General features: G+C 50.2%; 12 protein-coding genes. 5 read left to right on the top strand and 7 right to left on the bottom strand.

Going from position 1 to position 16,295, the window contains the following annotated elements; genetic code table 11:
• Positions 1-283: 283 nt before the first annotated feature.
• On the top strand, positions 284-772 hold the full coding sequence (locus ACO0LF_RS00715; RefSeq protein ID WP_423010999.1) for a hypothetical protein: 489 nt from the start codon (positions 284-286) through the stop codon (positions 770-772).
• Between the two features lie 48 nt (positions 773-820).
• Here ACO0LF_RS00715 and ACO0LF_RS00710 read toward each other — a convergent pair whose 3' ends face one another.
• The gene (locus tag ACO0LF_RS00710) at positions 821-1,474 is read right to left on the bottom strand and encodes a hypothetical protein (RefSeq protein ID WP_423010997.1); all 654 of its coding nucleotides are present in this window, start codon (positions 1,472-1,474) and stop codon (positions 821-823) included.
• Positions 1,475-1,586: 112 nt separating this feature from the next.
• Positions 1,587-1,988: a hypothetical protein gene (locus ACO0LF_RS00705; protein WP_423010995.1), complete on the bottom strand. Its 402-nt coding sequence runs from the start codon at positions 1,986-1,988 to the stop codon at positions 1,587-1,589.
• 376 nt (positions 1,989-2,364) lie between these two features.
• On the opposite strand from ACO0LF_RS00705, the gene ACO0LF_RS00700 reads away from it, so the two are divergent.
• Positions 2,365-3,162 (top strand): substrate-binding periplasmic protein, encoded by a 798-nt coding sequence (locus ACO0LF_RS00700; RefSeq protein WP_423010993.1) that lies wholly within the window; start codon positions 2,365-2,367, stop codon positions 3,160-3,162.
• Between the two features lie 12 nt (positions 3,163-3,174).
• Here the strand turns inward: ACO0LF_RS00700 and waaF are convergent, their stop codons facing one another.
• From waaF to dnaE, 5 genes are all read right to left on the bottom strand, one after another.
• Positions 3,175-4,215, bottom strand: a complete 1,041-nt coding sequence (waaF, locus tag ACO0LF_RS00695) for a lipopolysaccharide heptosyltransferase II (RefSeq protein WP_423010991.1) — start codon at positions 4,213-4,215, stop codon at positions 3,175-3,177.
• Positions 4,212-4,790, bottom strand: a complete 579-nt coding sequence (locus ACO0LF_RS00690) for a peroxidase-related enzyme (protein ID WP_423010989.1) — start codon at positions 4,788-4,790, stop codon at positions 4,212-4,214. The genes waaF and ACO0LF_RS00690 overlap by 4 nt, the downstream gene beginning before the upstream one ends.
• A 17-nt stretch (positions 4,791-4,807) precedes the next feature.
• The gene (gene msbA / locus ACO0LF_RS00685; RefSeq protein ID WP_423010987.1) at positions 4,808-6,553 is read right to left on the bottom strand and encodes a lipid A export permease/ATP-binding protein MsbA; all 1,746 of its coding nucleotides are present in this window, start codon (positions 6,551-6,553) and stop codon (positions 4,808-4,810) included.
• A gap of 76 nt (positions 6,554-6,629) precedes the next feature.
• Entirely contained in the window at positions 6,630-7,946 is a 1,317-nt protein-coding gene (locus ACO0LF_RS00680; protein WP_423010985.1) for an O-antigen ligase family protein, read from the bottom strand.
• Between the two features lie 4 nt (positions 7,947-7,950).
• Positions 7,951-11,478 (bottom strand): DNA polymerase III subunit alpha, encoded by a 3,528-nt coding sequence (gene dnaE, locus ACO0LF_RS00675; RefSeq protein ID WP_423010983.1) that lies wholly within the window; start codon positions 11,476-11,478, stop codon positions 7,951-7,953.
• A gap of 319 nt (positions 11,479-11,797) precedes the next feature.
• Here dnaE and ACO0LF_RS00670 point away from each other — a divergent pair, with 319 nt between their 5' ends.
• The 3 genes from ACO0LF_RS00670 to ACO0LF_RS00660 are packed head-to-tail and all read left to right on the top strand — an operon-like array spanning position 11,798 to position 16,155.
• On the top strand, positions 11,798-13,849 hold the full coding sequence (locus ACO0LF_RS00670; protein ID WP_423010981.1) for a TonB-dependent receptor plug domain-containing protein: 2,052 nt from the start codon (positions 11,798-11,800) through the stop codon (positions 13,847-13,849).
• Between the two features lie 3 nt (positions 13,850-13,852).
• A complete protein-coding gene (locus ACO0LF_RS00665; protein ID WP_423010979.1) occupies positions 13,853-14,830 on the top strand; it encodes an ABC transporter substrate-binding protein in 978 nt (325 codons plus the stop codon).
• Positions 14,827-16,155 (top strand): diguanylate cyclase, encoded by a 1,329-nt coding sequence (locus ACO0LF_RS00660; protein ID WP_423010977.1) that lies wholly within the window; start codon positions 14,827-14,829, stop codon positions 16,153-16,155. Before ACO0LF_RS00665 ends, ACO0LF_RS00660 begins: the two co-directional genes overlap by 4 nt.
• The last annotated feature ends 140 nt before the right edge of the window (positions 16,156-16,295 follow it).

Raw genomic sequence — 16,295 nt, 5'->3', positions numbered from 1 at the left:
GCACGAGAGAAAATACTCAGGATAAGGCTAGGGTATCTCTTCATGCCAGACTTGCCCCAGTCCAAGCATGAAGAGATTCAGGTGAAATGCGCGAAATTTCGCTTGTTTAAGTCAAGCGACATATCCATGTAAGATCAATGACTACACCACCCTCAGTCCAAGACTATTCGTCATTTTTGCCAGGGAAGCACATGTAGCAGCAATCTTTGCACGGGGACCAAGCAACTGGTTTCACGTGATTCGCTGGGATACTCGCAAAGATACTTTTGAGCCCGGTGCCTGAATGCGTGCCCACTTATACCCTCAACGCTGTGACCTGTCGCCAGATGGAGGACTGTTACTCTATTTCGTACTTCAGGAGCGACGTGGCTACACAAGTTATAAATCATCCTGGACAGCTGTCAGTCGCCTGCCCTGGTTGCACGCACTAGGACTATGGCCCGAGGGTGGTACCTGGGGTGGCGGAGGCTATTTCATCACGAACCGCGTAATTTCTCTCGCTACCGGGTTTGGTTCCCCAGCTCACCCTGACCACATTCCAAATGGGCTGGACGTTTTCTACGGTGGAGGAGAACACCAGTCATCCAGCAATGAAGTCGCTGGCGCAGAATGGTCAGGCCGCGACCAAAACAAGCGCCTGGTATTTACTGCCAATGGAAAATTGCACTGGCAGCGTGATGACCAGGCTGTGCAGGTGTTAGCTGGTTTCAACGGTGACAAACCTGATCCGCGTGAAGCGCCAGAATGGGCCAAACGACCATTGACGGACTAAACCTCAGGGGACATTCTGAATCAAGATGTTTGGACGTCTCAGGGTTCATCAAGCTTTCATCAGATAAAACAAAGCAGCGGGAGCAGCCACTATGCATAAAACAATCCAGAACCATGCATTACCAAAAAATGTTGTAGGTGGTTTTCTCAATTTCTGAGTCGCCCTGGGATTCGCGCGTTTAAAATCTGCAGCATACTGCCTGTTCAAAAATCGGATGGCGAGAACTTTGCCATTTTCTTTGAACTTCAAAGGGCGAACATTCGCATTTCTTTTTGCCCATAGCACGGTCAGATATCCCAGCCAGCCAAATACAAAGAAAATGATAGTCCCAACTTTTCCAATTCCCAAAAAATTAGCCACATCGAGAAGAACCATGTGATGTGCCAATTTCTGGTACAGGAAAAAGCATGATAAAAAAAGCGAGAAATATACCAGGCTCCTGAGCACGGTCATGAAGACACCGCCTTCGAGTAAAGTCAACGCCCATTCATTACTGGATGCATGCGTCGCACACATGGGGAAATCGATAGAAGACACTTGCTCGCCTATAGAAACCGAGACCACATTGTATGAACCGGTACTGCGTACGATATATGCCTTGACATTACTCAAGCGCCCGGTTGCTCCACATGCGGGACAACGGCCAGGCCAGTGGATACCACCGTCAAGTCGGTTCAACGCTACATGAACTACTTCAGACATCTGTTCTCCTGCGAATAAATTCAATTACAAAACTTAAAGCTGCATCATCAATGTCAATAAACCCACAGGCAAAAAACTAATTCCCTCAGTCGGAGTGATTGGAGGTAGCCCGCTATTTTTTTCGACTGCTTAGCCGCAAATAAACCATTATTAAAATCCCAGTCGCCGCAAGAATAAAGCCTTGTCCAGGCGATCTGCTTTCCCATAGCCACCTGGTTTTGCCTGGATTACTCACCAGATAATTGATCTTCACGACCCCATTTTTGTTTAATTGTTGCGCCATCAACAGGTCAATATGCCTTCTGACTGTAATTATTTGCCCTCTCTCTGTTTTAAAAGTCAGGTCCGCATCCTGAAAACTTTGCTCTGTAAGACGGTATTTGGGTGCTTCGATCTGAGCTATTTTTCCGTCAGAATTAAATTGATAATTTTCCCAAGAACCAGTAACACCTTCATGCAGGCCCATCAAAGCAATTATCAGCCCTAAAGCAATTATGCGTGAACGTAATGACATTTTTCCCCTTCGATTTACTTCGAACCGATTTTATTCTTAAATAAACAATAATTTATAAAGACATACAAGCGCGAGATCATAAAAAATATAGCCACTAAATGCAAAGTAAATTTCCATCGCGTATAAGATTTAGCTATGCAAGAACGGCAATGGCTTGCAGTTGACACATTAACAATATTTGACTATATCAGCTTCAAACACTGCACATCTCAAGACAGAATAGTCGCCGAGTAAGGCTGCTGTGTTGCTCCAGGTAACTATGCATTTGCAAAATATACTTAATTAAGAGCGTTTGAAATATGCCAACGAATCTTAAGGAGTAGAATATTTTCCAATACAGGGAACAGGAAGCCCCTCGGCGGGGAAGATCAAAGCGATGATATTAAAAAGGCTAGACAAGCATCGCAGGTATTTCCTGAGTGCGCTTCCCTTGCTGTTTTCACCCTCTGTCTGGGCAGCCGAACTGCGTAAACAAGTCTTTTTGATCGTGGAGTCAAATACCACCAACACCCCGCAAATTCCCTTTAACCCTGTCTTTCAGCAATGCGTGGCCTATGTAGAGAAAGAATTGCAATTGCAGTTTGAATACAGACGCTATCCCTGGACACGCTTGTTGCAAAACCTGAATGAAGGTGAAGGCCTGGCTTTTGGCCTATCAAAAACCAAAGAACGTGCGCTTACTCTGCATTTTTCCATACCGGCTTTTGGTACATTTATCTGGCTGGTGGTCAGGAGTGACCAGGTTTTTCCATTTTCCAGGATCGCTGACCTGCAGGGCAAGACTGTCAGCATGATACGTGGCTCCACCTATGGCGATGAATTTGACAAGGCAAGAGCCGAATTGCTGGTCATAGAAGATGACGTGTATTCCCTGCCCTCACGCCTGAAGAAATTACTCAGCAAACGCACGGATGTCATGCTGTTCAGCCATCACGATCCCGACCCGCGCAAGGTCGAGGCCATGCTCAACAAGACCATGCCTGAAATTGCACCAGATACCCCGATGCCACCCGGGGTGACTTTCAAGGTGCTAGACCATTATCTGTTCGTGGATTACATCCACTTTGCGATCCTGGCATCCGAGGACAAGGGCATCATAGAGCAAATCAACAAAGCCATCAGGAAGGGGCAGCAAGATGGCTCACTGCCGGCTGTCAATATACCGAAGAAATAAATCAGCTGCGGTTTAAGCAGCGAGTATGTGCTGCATGGGTTGCCACACCATCTGGCTATCGAGCCTGTTCATGCAGTCATGATGCCCCAAAGGACATTCCCTTTGCTTGCACGGCGCGCACGCCAGGCGCAGTGACAATGAATGGGCGATATCAGAAAATGGTGGTGCATGATCGGGATCAGTCGGACCATAGATGGCGATGACGGGCCGGTTGAATGCCGAGGCAATGTGCAACAAACCAGAGTCATTTGACACCATGACATTGCTGGCGGCGATCAGTGCCAGCGCCTGATCCAGTCTGGTCTTACCGGCAAACTGATGTACTTCGGGACAGGCTGCCTCAATTTGCTGGCAAACTTCGATATCCTTGGGGGAGCCCAGCAAAACAATTTGTGCATCAGGATGCGCTTGCAGGATGGTTTTTGCCAGTTCTGCAAAGTGACCAACAGGCCAGCGCTTGGCATTGCCAAATTCTGCACCCGGAGCAAAGCAGATCAAGAGCTGCTGCGCCGACAAACCCATCTCCTGCAAGACGATGCCTGTCTGTGCAGTCGTCATTTGCAAGCATGGCTTGGGAAAATTCTGTGCAAGATCAGCTACAGGTGCACCTGCCAGTGCGGCATAAAACGCCACCATGGCGCGCGGCACGGGCTTGCTGTCATGGTGCATGACGTTAATCAGGCCGTAACGGCTTTCGCCCTTGTAACCTATCCGCTTTTTGATACCTGCCATCCAGGGCAGCAATGCAAATTTCAGGGTATTCGGTAAAACATAAGCGGCTGCATAGCCACGTTGACGCAAGATTTTTGCATAGCGCCAGCGCTCACGCAATTGCAGTGAACCATGCTTGAAAGGAGTTTCCAGCACCGTATCCACTTCCACCATGGCACGCAAAACCGGCGCTACCCAGGCGGGTGCCAGCACATCGATCGCAGCTTGTGGATGGTCGCGTTTCAGCAACTGCAGCAAAGGCTGGGCCATGACGGCATCGCCTATCCAGTTAGGCGCAATGACGAGGATGCGGTTTGCTGGATTTTGTACAACGACACTCATCTTGGCGTGCGCCCCATGAGGAAGAACTCATCATTCGGGCGCATGGAAATTACATTTGCCATGCGATTCGATAATCCAAAGAATGCGGTAATGGCTGCGATATCCCAGATATCTTCATCATCAAAACCATGGCTATACAACAGGGCATAGTCTGTCTCATTGACGCTTTGCGAATCCAGGCAAACCTTGATGGCAAAATCCAGCATGGCGCTTTGACGTGGTGTGATATCCGCCTTCAAATGATTAACGGCAACCTGGTCAGCCACCAGAGTATTTTTGGCATAGATGCGCAGAATAGCACCATGGGCCACCACACAATACAGGCAATTATTCTTGGCGCTGGTGGCAGTGACGATCATTTCTCGTTCTGCCTTGCTCAGATTGCCTGTGGTTTTCAGCATCAGGGCATCATGATAGGCAAAGAAGGCACGGAATTCATCTGGCCTGTGCGCCAGCGTCAGGAATACATTCGGCACAAAACCGGCTTTTTCCTGTACCGCCAATACCTTCTCGCGCATATCCTCAGGCAAGTCATTTATTTCTGGAACAGGGAAACGGGAAATCGCGGTAGTCATGGCTTCTCCTTTATCAATCAAGCAGCAAACTGCAAACGATGCAGGTTGGCATAAGTGCCGCCATTATCAAGCAATTCTGCATGCGTACCCATCTCTATGATCTTGCCATCAACCAGCACGGCAATACGACTGGCGCGCTCAATGGTGGATAAGCGATGGGCAATAACGAGCGTGGTACGACCCAGCATCAGCTCATCCAAGGCAGCTTGTACGGCGCGTTCAGACTCACTATCCAGGGCCGAAGTCGCTTCATCCAGAATGAGGATAGGCGCATTTTTGTAGATGGCGCGGGCAATCGCCAGGCGTTGTCTTTGGCCACCTGACAGGCGCATGCCATTGTCACCTATTATGGTATTCAAACCATCTGGTAAATCGCGCACGACATCGCTGAGGTGCGCGGCCTGCACTGCTGCTGCCACGCGTGCGGGATCAGGATTGGAATCGCCATAGGCGATATTCGACACCAGGGTGTCATCAAACAAGACCACATTCTGGCTGACCATGGCGATTTGCTTGCGCAGACTGGACAGGGAAATGTCTTGCAAGGAAATGCCATCAAGCAGGATGTCGCCAGAATCTGGCGTGTAAAAACGTGGCACCAGATTCACCAGCGAAGTCTTGCCACCACCAGACATACCGACCAGGGCGATGGTTTCGCCTGGTGCAATGCTGAGGTTGATGTCTTTCAAGGCTTCCTGCTCTTGTCCTGGATAAGAGAAGCTGGTGTGTGCAAATTCCAGCTTGCCTTGCGCACGGGCTGGCAAGGCTGTGCCGCTATCAGTTTCTGGCGCAGTATCTATCAGGGAAAACACAGATTCTGCCGCGGCCATGCCGCGCTGCATGGGTCCATTCAAGTCAGCCAGACGTTTCAAGGGTGTCAGCAATAACATCATGAGGGCGACAAATTCTATAAAAGTCCCTGCCGTAGTGGCGTCCTGTGCTGCCTGTGACACTGCAAACATGATGACGACAGCCACTGCAATAGCTGCCGCCAGTTGTGTCAGTGGCGTGGTGGATGCCACGGCAATCGTCGTGCGCATGGCATAGCCACGCAATTTTTCGTTCTTGGCTTCAAACCTGTCCTGCTCATATTTCTGACCACCGAAAATGCGTATTACCTGGCTGGCGCGGGTTGCTTCTTCTATGACCTGAGTCAGTTCATTACTGACATCAAGCTGGCTTTGGTTAAGCTTGCGCAAGCGCTTGCTGACGCCACGTACCAGATAAGCCATGACGGGCATCATGACCAGGGCAATGATGGTCAGCTTCCAGTTACTCCACAATAAGGCGGCCAGCAAAACGACGACGGTCAATGAATCACGAAACAGCGTCGTCATAGACACCTTGAGCATCTCAACGATTTGCTGGGCTTCAAACATAATGGTGTTGATGATGCGACCACTGGATTCACTCTGGTAAAAACTGATAGGCACATTCAGGATGCGGTCAAATACCCTGGCACGCAGCTGGTTTAGCAGCCTGGTGGAGATCCAGGTCATGAGGTAACTGGTGGTAAAGGTACAGATACCCCGCAACAAAAAAATCCCGATGATGGCGGTTGGCACCATCCATAAGGCCAGGTTTTTTGCATTGCCATGAAAACCATGATCGAGGATATAGCGCAACACTTTGGGGAACATGACTTCGGTCGAAGCAGTACCCAGCATAGTCAGCAAGGCCCACCATACCCTTGACCGGTAAGGTGTGATGGCCAGCCACAAGCGGCGGAACACATCAATGGTTTCTTTATTGATCAAACTCATAGTATGAAATTCATATCCTGTCTTGGCACAAGCCTGTCAAACTGGCTTGCACATAAATAATCTATCTGCGGCGTGATTAATTTTTTTTGCGTACGCCCGCCAGCGGTATTGCCAGCAAAATCATGAAAGCCATGCCAAACACGCCGTCACGCAATATCGCATTGAACATGCCACCCAGCATCATGGCGATAGTCAGCATCAACAGGGGCATGGCCATTTCCCTGGTATTGAGGTTTTCATGTACAGACATGCGAAAAGCAGTCCAGAACTGTGCAACCCAGATTGCCAGCAAAGCCAGCAAACCTACTACACCCAACTCAGTCAGATATAAAAGATAGTCATTGTGCGGCGTTGTCATGGTGGCACTGCTGAGGCCTTTGGCTTCTTGCTGGTAGAGATGCATCCAGGTAGCGATACCATGCCCGGTCCACGGTTCTTCAGCAATGATGTCACTGGTAATCTTGTAGATTTCCAGACGCATGCCATCTTCATTGACTTTGCGGCCCTGGGAAAAATCGCGCAATTGATGGACGGTACACAGGCCACGCAATTTGAAAATCTCCCATGGACTGGCTTGCACCAGGCGCACTTCACAAGTCGCCGGGGGTGGCAGACTCAAGGCATATTTCCAGGTGCCACCCAGTGCTGCCAGCAAGATCAGCGGCAAAGCCACTGTACGCCATGACCAACCCAGCTTGCGCAAGATCAACACTGCACACAAGATAAAAAACAGCAAGCTGGCCGTCCTGGTCTTAGCCAGCAAGATCAGGGCCGCCGCCACATACACCAGGGCCAGCACACGCCATAAAAGATGATCTTTGTGTCTGCGCAATTCATGCAACATCCAGGCTGCTGCCACCGCCATCAGTATACCCAGCAAGATGGATTTATTGCCTTCATAAATCACATAGCTGCGAAACAGGGTATTGGCAGGCAAAATATGCAGAAAATTCGCCACAAACAAGGTCGATGCCAGGATGGCGCCAGCAAAAAAAACCTGCATGGCACGTCTTTGCCATGGCCCAGCCGTGACGCTCAGGAAGGGCAAGAGAAATAAATAAGTCTGGTAATGCCAAAAGCCTGGCCAGAATTCTTTATGTATTTCATCAGGCACATCCTGCATGGCAGCCAATACGATACTCACCAGGCTAAGTCCCAATATCGGCAATAGCATGGGACTATGCCTGACCCTGTGTATGCGCTTCAGGTAACTGCCAGATACCAGCAAGCTGATATAAAACAGCAATACCCCGCCGTACATGAGGCCTACCGGAAAAAACAGGGTCAGCGGCAAGACTGTCAATATTTGCTGTGGAAGGTTTTGGCGCCAGCCAGTGAGTACCTCGGTTTGTATGGGGGCGCTCACTGCTGGCGGTGCACTTGCTGTATCCATGGAATCAGGCGTATTCAATTTTGACGTTTTTCATGGATAGCCATTCGCCCAGATTCTGCCGCAAGACATCATCCGGGTTCACCCGCCACTGGTCAGACAGATACAGCTCAGCACTGGCATTGGCGTTTTGATAGCGTATCAATACCGGGCAACCATCAGCATTCAAATGTGGCTTCAACATCTCCTGCAGCTTTTTGGTGTCTGCCGTTGATGTCAGGGTCAGACGCAAACCTTGCGAGAACTGTACGCGGGCACGTCCTATGTCCATGACTTTTTCAGCCGAGATACGCAAGCCGCCAGAGAACCTGTCTTCCGACACTTTACCAAGCACGGCCAGAAACTCATCTTCCTTGAACAGGGATTTGAATTCTTCCATCAGTTCGCTATACACCGTCACCTCGACCACGGCAGTGCCGTCATCCAGGCTGACGATGAGCAGCTTGCCGCGCTGTGTCATCTGGGTACGCACACCGGTGATGATGCCGCAGATCAGGCGCAAGTCGCGGGAAGGTTCCAGCTTGGCCAGGGTAGTCTTGATGAACTGGCGTACTTCTGGCGCATAAGAATCAAACAAATGGCCGGACAGATAAAAGCCCAGTGCCAGTTTTTCTTCGGTCAGACGTTTCTTGTCTGTCCAGACGGCTACATCCAGATAATCTGGTGGCGCGATCAAATCGTCGTCGTCGCCAAACAGGCTGACCTGGTTTGCCGCGGCTTCTGCCTGCACCGCTGCTTCCAGTGCAAAATCAACGGTGGCCAGCAAGATGCCACGGTCTTTGCCAAGGCAATCCATGGCACCGGCACGTATCAGTGACTCTACAGTACGGCGATTTACCTGGCGTTTATCGACGCGTTTGCAAAAATCGAATAAATCCTTAAATGGTCCGCCTTCTTTTCTGGCCGTGATGATGCTTTCTATCGCATTCTGACCAGAACCTTTGACAGCACCCATGCCATAGCGTATCTGGCTGGATTTTTTGCCGGCTTCGGCAACTGGCATGAAACGGTATTCAGACTGGTTGATATCTGGCGGCAGCATTTTAAGCTTGCAGATATCGATCGCATCTTCGACCAGAATCTTGACCTTATCAGTATCATCCATGGCCAGCGACATATTGGCAGCCATGAAGGCAGCAGCGTGATGCGCCTTCAGATAAGCGGTGTGATAAGACAGCAAGGCATATGCAGCAGCATGGGATTTATTAAAACCATAGCCCGCGAATTTTTCCATCAAATCGAAAATCTCGTCGGCTTTTTCTTGCGGCAAACCATCCTTGGCAGCACCATCGCGGAAAATCTGGCGATGCTCGGCCATCTCTTCTGCTTTCTTTTTACCCATGGCACGGCGCAGCAAATCCGCACCGCCGAGTGAGTAACCACCGACTACCTGCGCCATCTGCATAACCTGTTCCTGATACACCATGATGCCGTAGGTTTCAGACAAAATACCTTCGGTACGTGGATCAGGATAATCGAAACGTTCACCGTGTTTACGTTTGCAGAAGTCCGGGATCAGATCCATAGGACCCGGGCGGTACAAAGCCACCAGCGCAATAATGTCTTCAAAACGGTCAGGACGCGCATCTTTCAACATGCCTTGCATGCCGCGGCTTTCCAGCTGGAACACAGCCACGGTTTTGGCCTTGGTCAGCAATTCATAAGATGGCCTGTCATCCAGCGGCAATTTGGCCAGATCAAAATCAGCCATGGCCGGGTCCATCATCTTGATATAGCGCACTGCCCTGTCAAGAATGGTCAACGTGGTCAAACCCAAAAAGTCGAACTTGACCAGGCCCACAGCCTCAACGTCGTCCTTGTCGTATTGCGACACCACACCAGAATCACCACCCTGGGTGTAGAGCGGGCAGAAATCTGTGAGCTTGCCTGGTGCAATCAATACACCACCGGCATGCATACCGATATTACGGGTGATACCTTCTACCTGTTGCGCGAGGTCGAGCAGGGTTTTGACTTCTTCTTCGTTTTCCTGACGCTCAGCCAGCAGGGGTTCTTCAACAATCGCCTCGGCAATCGTGACTTGCTTGCCCGGTTTGAAGGGGATCAGTTTGGAGACACCATCGCAAAACATATAGCCAAAATCCAGCACCCGGCCGACGTCGCGTATCGCGCCCTTGGCAGCCATGGTACCAAAAGTAGCAATCTGTGACACCGCTTCTTTACCGTAACGGTCTTTCACGTATTGAATGACCTTGTCGCGACCTTCCTGGCAAAAATCAATATCAAAGTCGGGCATGGATACCCGCTCTGGGTTCAGGAAACGTTCGAACAGCAGGTTGTACTGCAAAGGGTCAAGATCAGTAATCAGCAGTGAATATGCGACGAGCGAACCGGCGCCAGAACCACGGCCCGGCCCTACTGGCACGCCATTATTTTTTGCCCACTGAATAAAGTCAGCAACGATAAGGAAGTAACCCGGAAAACCCATCTTGATGATGGTGTCGGTTTCAAACTTCAAACGTGCCTCGTAACGAGCGCGCTCTTTCTCGCGTTTTTCTTCATTCGGGAAAATTTGATTAAGACGAAACTCAAGACCGCGCCGGGATTCATGCTCCAAAAAGTCATTAATCGTCATGCCCTCAGGCGTAGGGAAATCTGGCAGCTTCGGTTTACCCAGTTCCAGCATCAGGTTACAGCGTTTGGCAATTTCAACTGAATTGCGCAGTGCTGATGGCAAGTCGGCAAACAGCTCTGCCATCTCAGCCTGGGTCTTGAAGCATTGTTGCTCATTGAACCTGCGCACGCGACGGCCATTGGCCAGCATATCGCCTTCAGCAATACAGACGCGCGCTTCGTGGGCAGTGTAATCGTCCTTGCTGATGAATTGCACAGGATGGGTTGCCACCACAGGCAATTTGAGCCTGCCAGCCAGGGCCACGGCAGCGCGCACATGGTTATCCATATTTGCCTGGCCAGCCCTTTGTATTTCTATATAAAAATGATTGGGGAAAATGCTGGCCCAGCGCCTGGCGTTTTGCTCTGCCAGCTCAAGATTGCCATTATCGATAGCAACACCGACATCACCAAAATGCGCGCCAGAGATGGCGATCAGGCCACCGCCCTTGCCTGCTTCAAAAATACTCTGCAACCATTCATAGCGGATTTCTGCACGGCCTTTATGCTGGTTCGTCAGCCAGGCCTGTGCCAGCAATTCGCATAACTGCAGATAGCCAAGCTTGTTCTTGACCAGCAACAGCAACCTGGATGGTTTGTCACGGTCAACATCATTGCTGACCCAGACATCGCAACCAGCGATGGGCTTCATGCCTTTGCCGCGTGCGGCTTTATAAAATTTCACCATGGCGAACAAATTCGCCAGGTCAGTAATCGCCATTGCTGGCTGTTTGTCTTTTACTGCTGCCTTAATGACATCATCAATACGCACCAGGCCATCCACAATCGAATATTCGGAATGGATACGCAGGTGGACGAAACTTGGCTCATAAGCCTGGCTGGGCTGGCTGGCGACAACTTCTGTTGCCACGTCTGGGGAAGTAATTAATTCTGTAGTCATCCCGCTATTCTACCTGCTGAGCAAGATGTGCAGAAGCTTTGCCTTAAGAAGTTTTCAAATAGGCAATTTATATTAAATTAACATTAACTTTCTGATGACGAATTCATCGTCCAGTCAATTAAATCTGTTTTAATTCATCTTAATTCATCTATTACACATGGCTATAAATAAATTTTACTCAACTGAAATTGAATCAGAAAAACAACAAAGCGCAAGACATAAACTGCTCTCCAGGCTGAAGTCTTTGTATTTAAACTATGTTTGAATATCCCTGCTGTGTTACTCTAAATCAATGCATTTTCTGGTTCTGGGGCACATCTTGTTAGCAGAAAAAAAACGCATTATCCGCACAAACTACTGCGGCATTCGTCATAGCAAACGCTTACCCAAGCTTCTCTCCAGACGCTCAGGCTGCGCAGCCCTGCTTTTTTTTCTTTTGCACCAGATGGCAACAGCCAGGCCTGGCGACGAATCCATTTTCCTGGATGACATACCTGTCATCTTGTCTGCATCACGGCTATCACAACCTATTAATGAAACCCCGGTTGCAGTGACTATCATCGACAGACAAATGATCAAGGATAGCGGTGCCTGGGATTTGTCAGAAGTCTTTCGCCTGGTGCCGGGCATGTATGTGGCCTATCATGCCGACCCTTATTTTTCTGCGGACAGCACGGTGGCTTATCATGGCATGGTCACAACGACCACGTCTGACCGCATGCAGGTACTGATAGATGGCAGGTCGGTGTATGCCAGCCTGTTTGGCGGCGTCAACTGGAGTGACCTGCCCATTGTCCTGGATGACATAGAACGCATAGAGGTCATACGCGGGCCAGACTCGGCCAGCTATGGGGCCAACTCCTATTCAGGCGTCATTAATATCATCACCCGCCACCCTGCCGAGACCCAGGGCAAAACACTCTCCATGGCATTTGGCAATGGCCGCAAGGAAGCGATTTTTCGCTATGGTGGCAAGACAGGGGCACTCAGCTACCGGTTGACCGCCAGTCTCAGGGAAGACCAGGGCGAAGATGACCGCATCAAGCGGCCCACGTCGGTCTTCACTTTTTGGAATTTGAATAAATACGATAACAAGACCATACAAAATCTGAACCTGCGCGCAGACTACCAGGTCAATTCTGCCGACACCATGGAATTCCAGTTCGGCTATAACGGCGGGCCACGAGAAGTGGGTGAATACAATAATGTATCCGCCATCAGTCGGCAGGCCGAAAACCATTTTGAAATGCTGCACTGGCGACGGGCACTTGAAGGCGGTGGTGAATTGTCAGTACAAGCATTTCATACGGTAGAAAGAGTGTATGCGCGCCTGAAGGATTCAGATGGTGTCAGCGACGGGGATGCCATATTGCGACGCTACGACCTGGAAGTGCAGCATACTTTTTCACCGTTCCAGAACGCCCGCCTGGTTTGGGGTGGCAGCGTGCGTTATGACCAGACTTATGCACCATATTATCTCGGCGTGGGTGACAACCAGTATTTGTATGGTGACTTCCCTTATCATCTGCGACGTTTTTTTGGCAATCTGGAATGGCGCGCCCGCCCTGACCTGATCTTCAATGTCGGCGGCATGATAGAAAACAATACCTATACCGGCACTGACACCACGCCCAGGTTTGCCGTCAACTGGCATGTCCAGCCTGGCCACACCTTGCGTCTCAGCCATTCACGCGCCACGCGCTCGCCTTCTGTCTACGAAAAAGTGTATGACAGTTACTGGCGTAGTGCAAACCTTTACCCCGGCTTGCCGGAGATGCAAACCGAGAGAGTCAAATCCACGGAACTGGGTTACCTAGGAAAATATGGCAAACTCGATATGGATTTTCGCCTGTTTTATGATGACTATAGCCAGTTGATTGATGTACGCAATAAACGCTCGGCCGCCAATGGCAACTTGAATGCAGGCACAGCCGTCATGCGTGGTTATGAACTGCAATTGAAGGCGCAACTGACGGACAAGACCAGGCTCATCTACGGTCTGTCTGGTGGTGGCGTCAAGAGCAATAATGTAAATGGCGTGGTCTACAGCGACTCCCTGCCCAAATACAGCCATAGCCTGATGCTCAGCCACAAAGCTAACGATCAGTGGAGTGGCAGCCTGGTTGCTTACCAGGTGGCGCAAACCAAATTCAATGCCACAGATTATAATCCTATTGAAAACCGTGGCTATTATATAGATGGCAACCGGCGCGTAGACGGCAGGATCAATTACCAATTCAAAGTTGGCGGCAGATCGGCAGAATGCTCCCTGATAGCGCAAAATCTGGCGGATGCCAGGTATTTTGAATACCGCCACGATAATGAGTTGCCGGGTCGCGCGCTGAGGCTGAATTTCAAATTGGACCTGTAAATCATGTCCTGGCATTCAGTATCGCAACGGCGGTATGCAGTAAAGCTGCTGGGCTTACTGCTGAGCTTGTCAGGTTTGCTGTATGTGCAGACAGCGGTGGCACTGGATAATATTTATATTTTATTGAGTGAAGAAGGCAGCGCCTATACCGAGTTTGCTGTTCAGTTAAATAATTTACTGACACAGGCTGGGACAACAAAAAATGCCGTCAAGGTATTCAATCTGGCCAACTATAAAAGTGAAGACTTACCGCGCACCGCCAATAATCATTTACTGATTGCTGTTGGCACTCCCGCCATGACGGCCATGGCACAAAAGCCGCCAGCCATGGCTGTCCTGAACGTGCTGGTATCGCGGGATAGTTTTCAAAAAATTGCCCGGCAATACAACCGCCATCAAGATCCGCATCATTTTTCTGCCATTTATTTTGACCAGCCCTGGCAAAGGCAATTGAACCTGGTACGCACGGTGCTACCCGGGCGCAACCGTATCGGCATCTTGTTGAGCAAGGATGCCAGTGACATGATGGCAGGCTTACAGACTGCCAGCAAAGATTTGGACTTGCAAATCAATGTGGAAACCGTCAATGATGATTCCGAATTATTGCCAGCACTGCGCCGCTTGCTGAATAACAGCGACAGCTTGCTGGCCCTGCCTGATGCAAGTATTTACAACCGCAATAATATTCCCAGCATATTGCTGACCAGTTATCGGCAAAAAGTCCCCTTGTTCGGCTTTTCAGCCGCTTATGTCAAGGCGGGCGCATTGGCGGCTGTCTTTAGTTCACCCGCCCAAATTGCCCAGCAAGTCGCCGATATCATCCCCAACCTGCCCAACCACGCCTATCTGCCCTCGCCGCAATATCCACGCCACTTCAGCGTCAATATCAATAGCCAGGTCAGCCGCTCGCTCAGCATAGATGTCGAGGATGAAGCCACGCTGACCCGTAAGTTAAGATCAACACTGGAGCGTGTCCAATGAAAAACTGGCCACTGGCTCATCGCATCCTGTTCCTGGCATTAGCGCCGGTATGGGTTATCTCGGCCTTGCTGGTCTTGCTGGTGGTGATCGTTGGCATTACTGAAATTGATGGAGCCATCAAGGCACGCGGCACCGTCATTACCAGGCAACTGGCACCAGCCAGTGAATATGGCGCATTCTCGGGTAATCGCGAAGTGCTGCAAGCGCTGACACAGTCGGTCATGAAAGAAGATGATGCCAAGGCCGTCGTCATCACCGATGCTGACAACAAAGTGCTCGCCGTCAGTGGCAAGCCCAGCAAACTGGGACCCGAGCATGCACTGGCAGCTGACAATAACAAGGTGTTGCATGGCGACTATGAATCCCTGATTTTTGCAGCACCGATTTACCAGGGTAAAGCCGAGGCCGATGCCTTTGACTTGTTTGACCGCAGCCCCATAGACAAGGCTGGCAAGGCCAAACTGCTGGGACGTGTTTACCTGGAACTAAGCACCCACACCAGCCGTCAATCCAAGAATGTCTTTGTCGCTCTCAGCATACTGATAGGTCTGGTCGGTACGGTATGTGCATCCATACTCGCCATGCGCATGAGCCGTGACCTGACACGCCCACTCTCACGCTTGCTCGATGGTGTACACCGCATGGAAAAAGGAGCACTGGATACCCGCATCACTGCCAACTCCGGTGGTGAATTGCAAGAACTGGAAGCGGGTTTCAACCAGATGGCAGAAGAACTGGAAAGCAGCCATAAATCCATGATGGAAGTAAATGCCAATCTGGAAAACCTGGTCATCGCCCGTACCCGCGAACTGGAGTTGCGTAATCATGACCTGGAATTGCTCTCCAGCACAGACAGGCTCACAGGCTTGTTTAACCGTCTGAAGCTGGAAAAAATACTGGAAGAAGAACATCAGCGCAGCCAGCGTTATGGCACGGCATTTTCCCTGGCCATAGTCGATATCGACTTGTTCAAACAAGTCAATGACACCCACGGCCACCAAACCGGTGACCTGGTATTGATCACTATCGCCCGCATTTTGCAAGACCACGTGCGCAGCATGGATGCCGTGGGGCGCTGGGGTGGAGAAGAGTTTTTGGTGATTTTCCGTGAAACCACTATTCACGCAGCCATTGCCACCTCAGAAAAACTGCGTTGCGCCATCGCCAACCATGAATTTGAAATCGTTGGCAAGAAAACTGCCAGCTTTGGCGTGACTGCCTATTACCATCCCGACAATGTCAATGAAATGATGAAACGGGCAGACAATGCCCTGTATCACGCGAAAAAATGTGGCCGCAACCGCGTCGAATCCAGTGAAATGTGAGTAAAGAATCTTGCCAGATCACCCATTCCCCCTGCATTTTCCTCGATAAACCACCTCCCGCCCCCTGGTCAAACCGACATTCCAGCGTCAGTATGAGCAAACTTCACGCCATCCATGCTGCGCTACGGTAAAATACTTGT

Source organism: Undibacterium sp. Di27W (assembly GCF_049340345.1).
Classification (GTDB): domain Bacteria; phylum Pseudomonadota; class Gammaproteobacteria; order Burkholderiales; family Burkholderiaceae_D; genus Undibacterium.
Note: the sequence above shows the minus strand (reverse complement) of the source record. Positions and strands in the feature narration are given on the sequence as shown.

Coding starts and splice junctions, on each gene's coding strand:
- dnaE (WP_423010983.1), bottom strand. CDS start 11,478: ATGACTACAGAATTAATTACTTCCCCAGACGTGGCAACAGAAGTTGTC.
- ACO0LF_RS00715 (WP_423010999.1), top strand. CDS start 284: ATGCGTGCCCACTTATACCCTCAACGCTGTGACCTGTCGCCAGATGGA.
- ACO0LF_RS00700 (WP_423010993.1), top strand. CDS start 2,365: ATGATATTAAAAAGGCTAGACAAGCATCGCAGGTATTTCCTGAGTGCG.
- ACO0LF_RS00710 (WP_423010997.1), bottom strand. CDS start 1,474: ATGTCTGAAGTAGTTCATGTAGCGTTGAACCGACTTGACGGTGGTATC.
- ACO0LF_RS00665 (WP_423010979.1), top strand. CDS start 13,853: ATGTCCTGGCATTCAGTATCGCAACGGCGGTATGCAGTAAAGCTGCTG.
- ACO0LF_RS00660 (WP_423010977.1), top strand. CDS start 14,827: ATGAAAAACTGGCCACTGGCTCATCGCATCCTGTTCCTGGCATTAGCG.
- ACO0LF_RS00705 (WP_423010995.1), bottom strand. CDS start 1,988: ATGTCATTACGTTCACGCATAATTGCTTTAGGGCTGATAATTGCTTTG.
- msbA (WP_423010987.1), bottom strand. CDS start 6,553: ATGAGTTTGATCAATAAAGAAACCATTGATGTGTTCCGCCGCTTGTGG.
- waaF (WP_423010991.1), bottom strand. CDS start 4,215: ATGAGTGTCGTTGTACAAAATCCAGCAAACCGCATCCTCGTCATTGCG.
- ACO0LF_RS00680 (WP_423010985.1), bottom strand. CDS start 7,946: ATGGATACAGCAAGTGCACCGCCAGCAGTGAGCGCCCCCATACAAACC.
- ACO0LF_RS00690 (WP_423010989.1), bottom strand. CDS start 4,790: ATGACTACCGCGATTTCCCGTTTCCCTGTTCCAGAAATAAATGACTTG.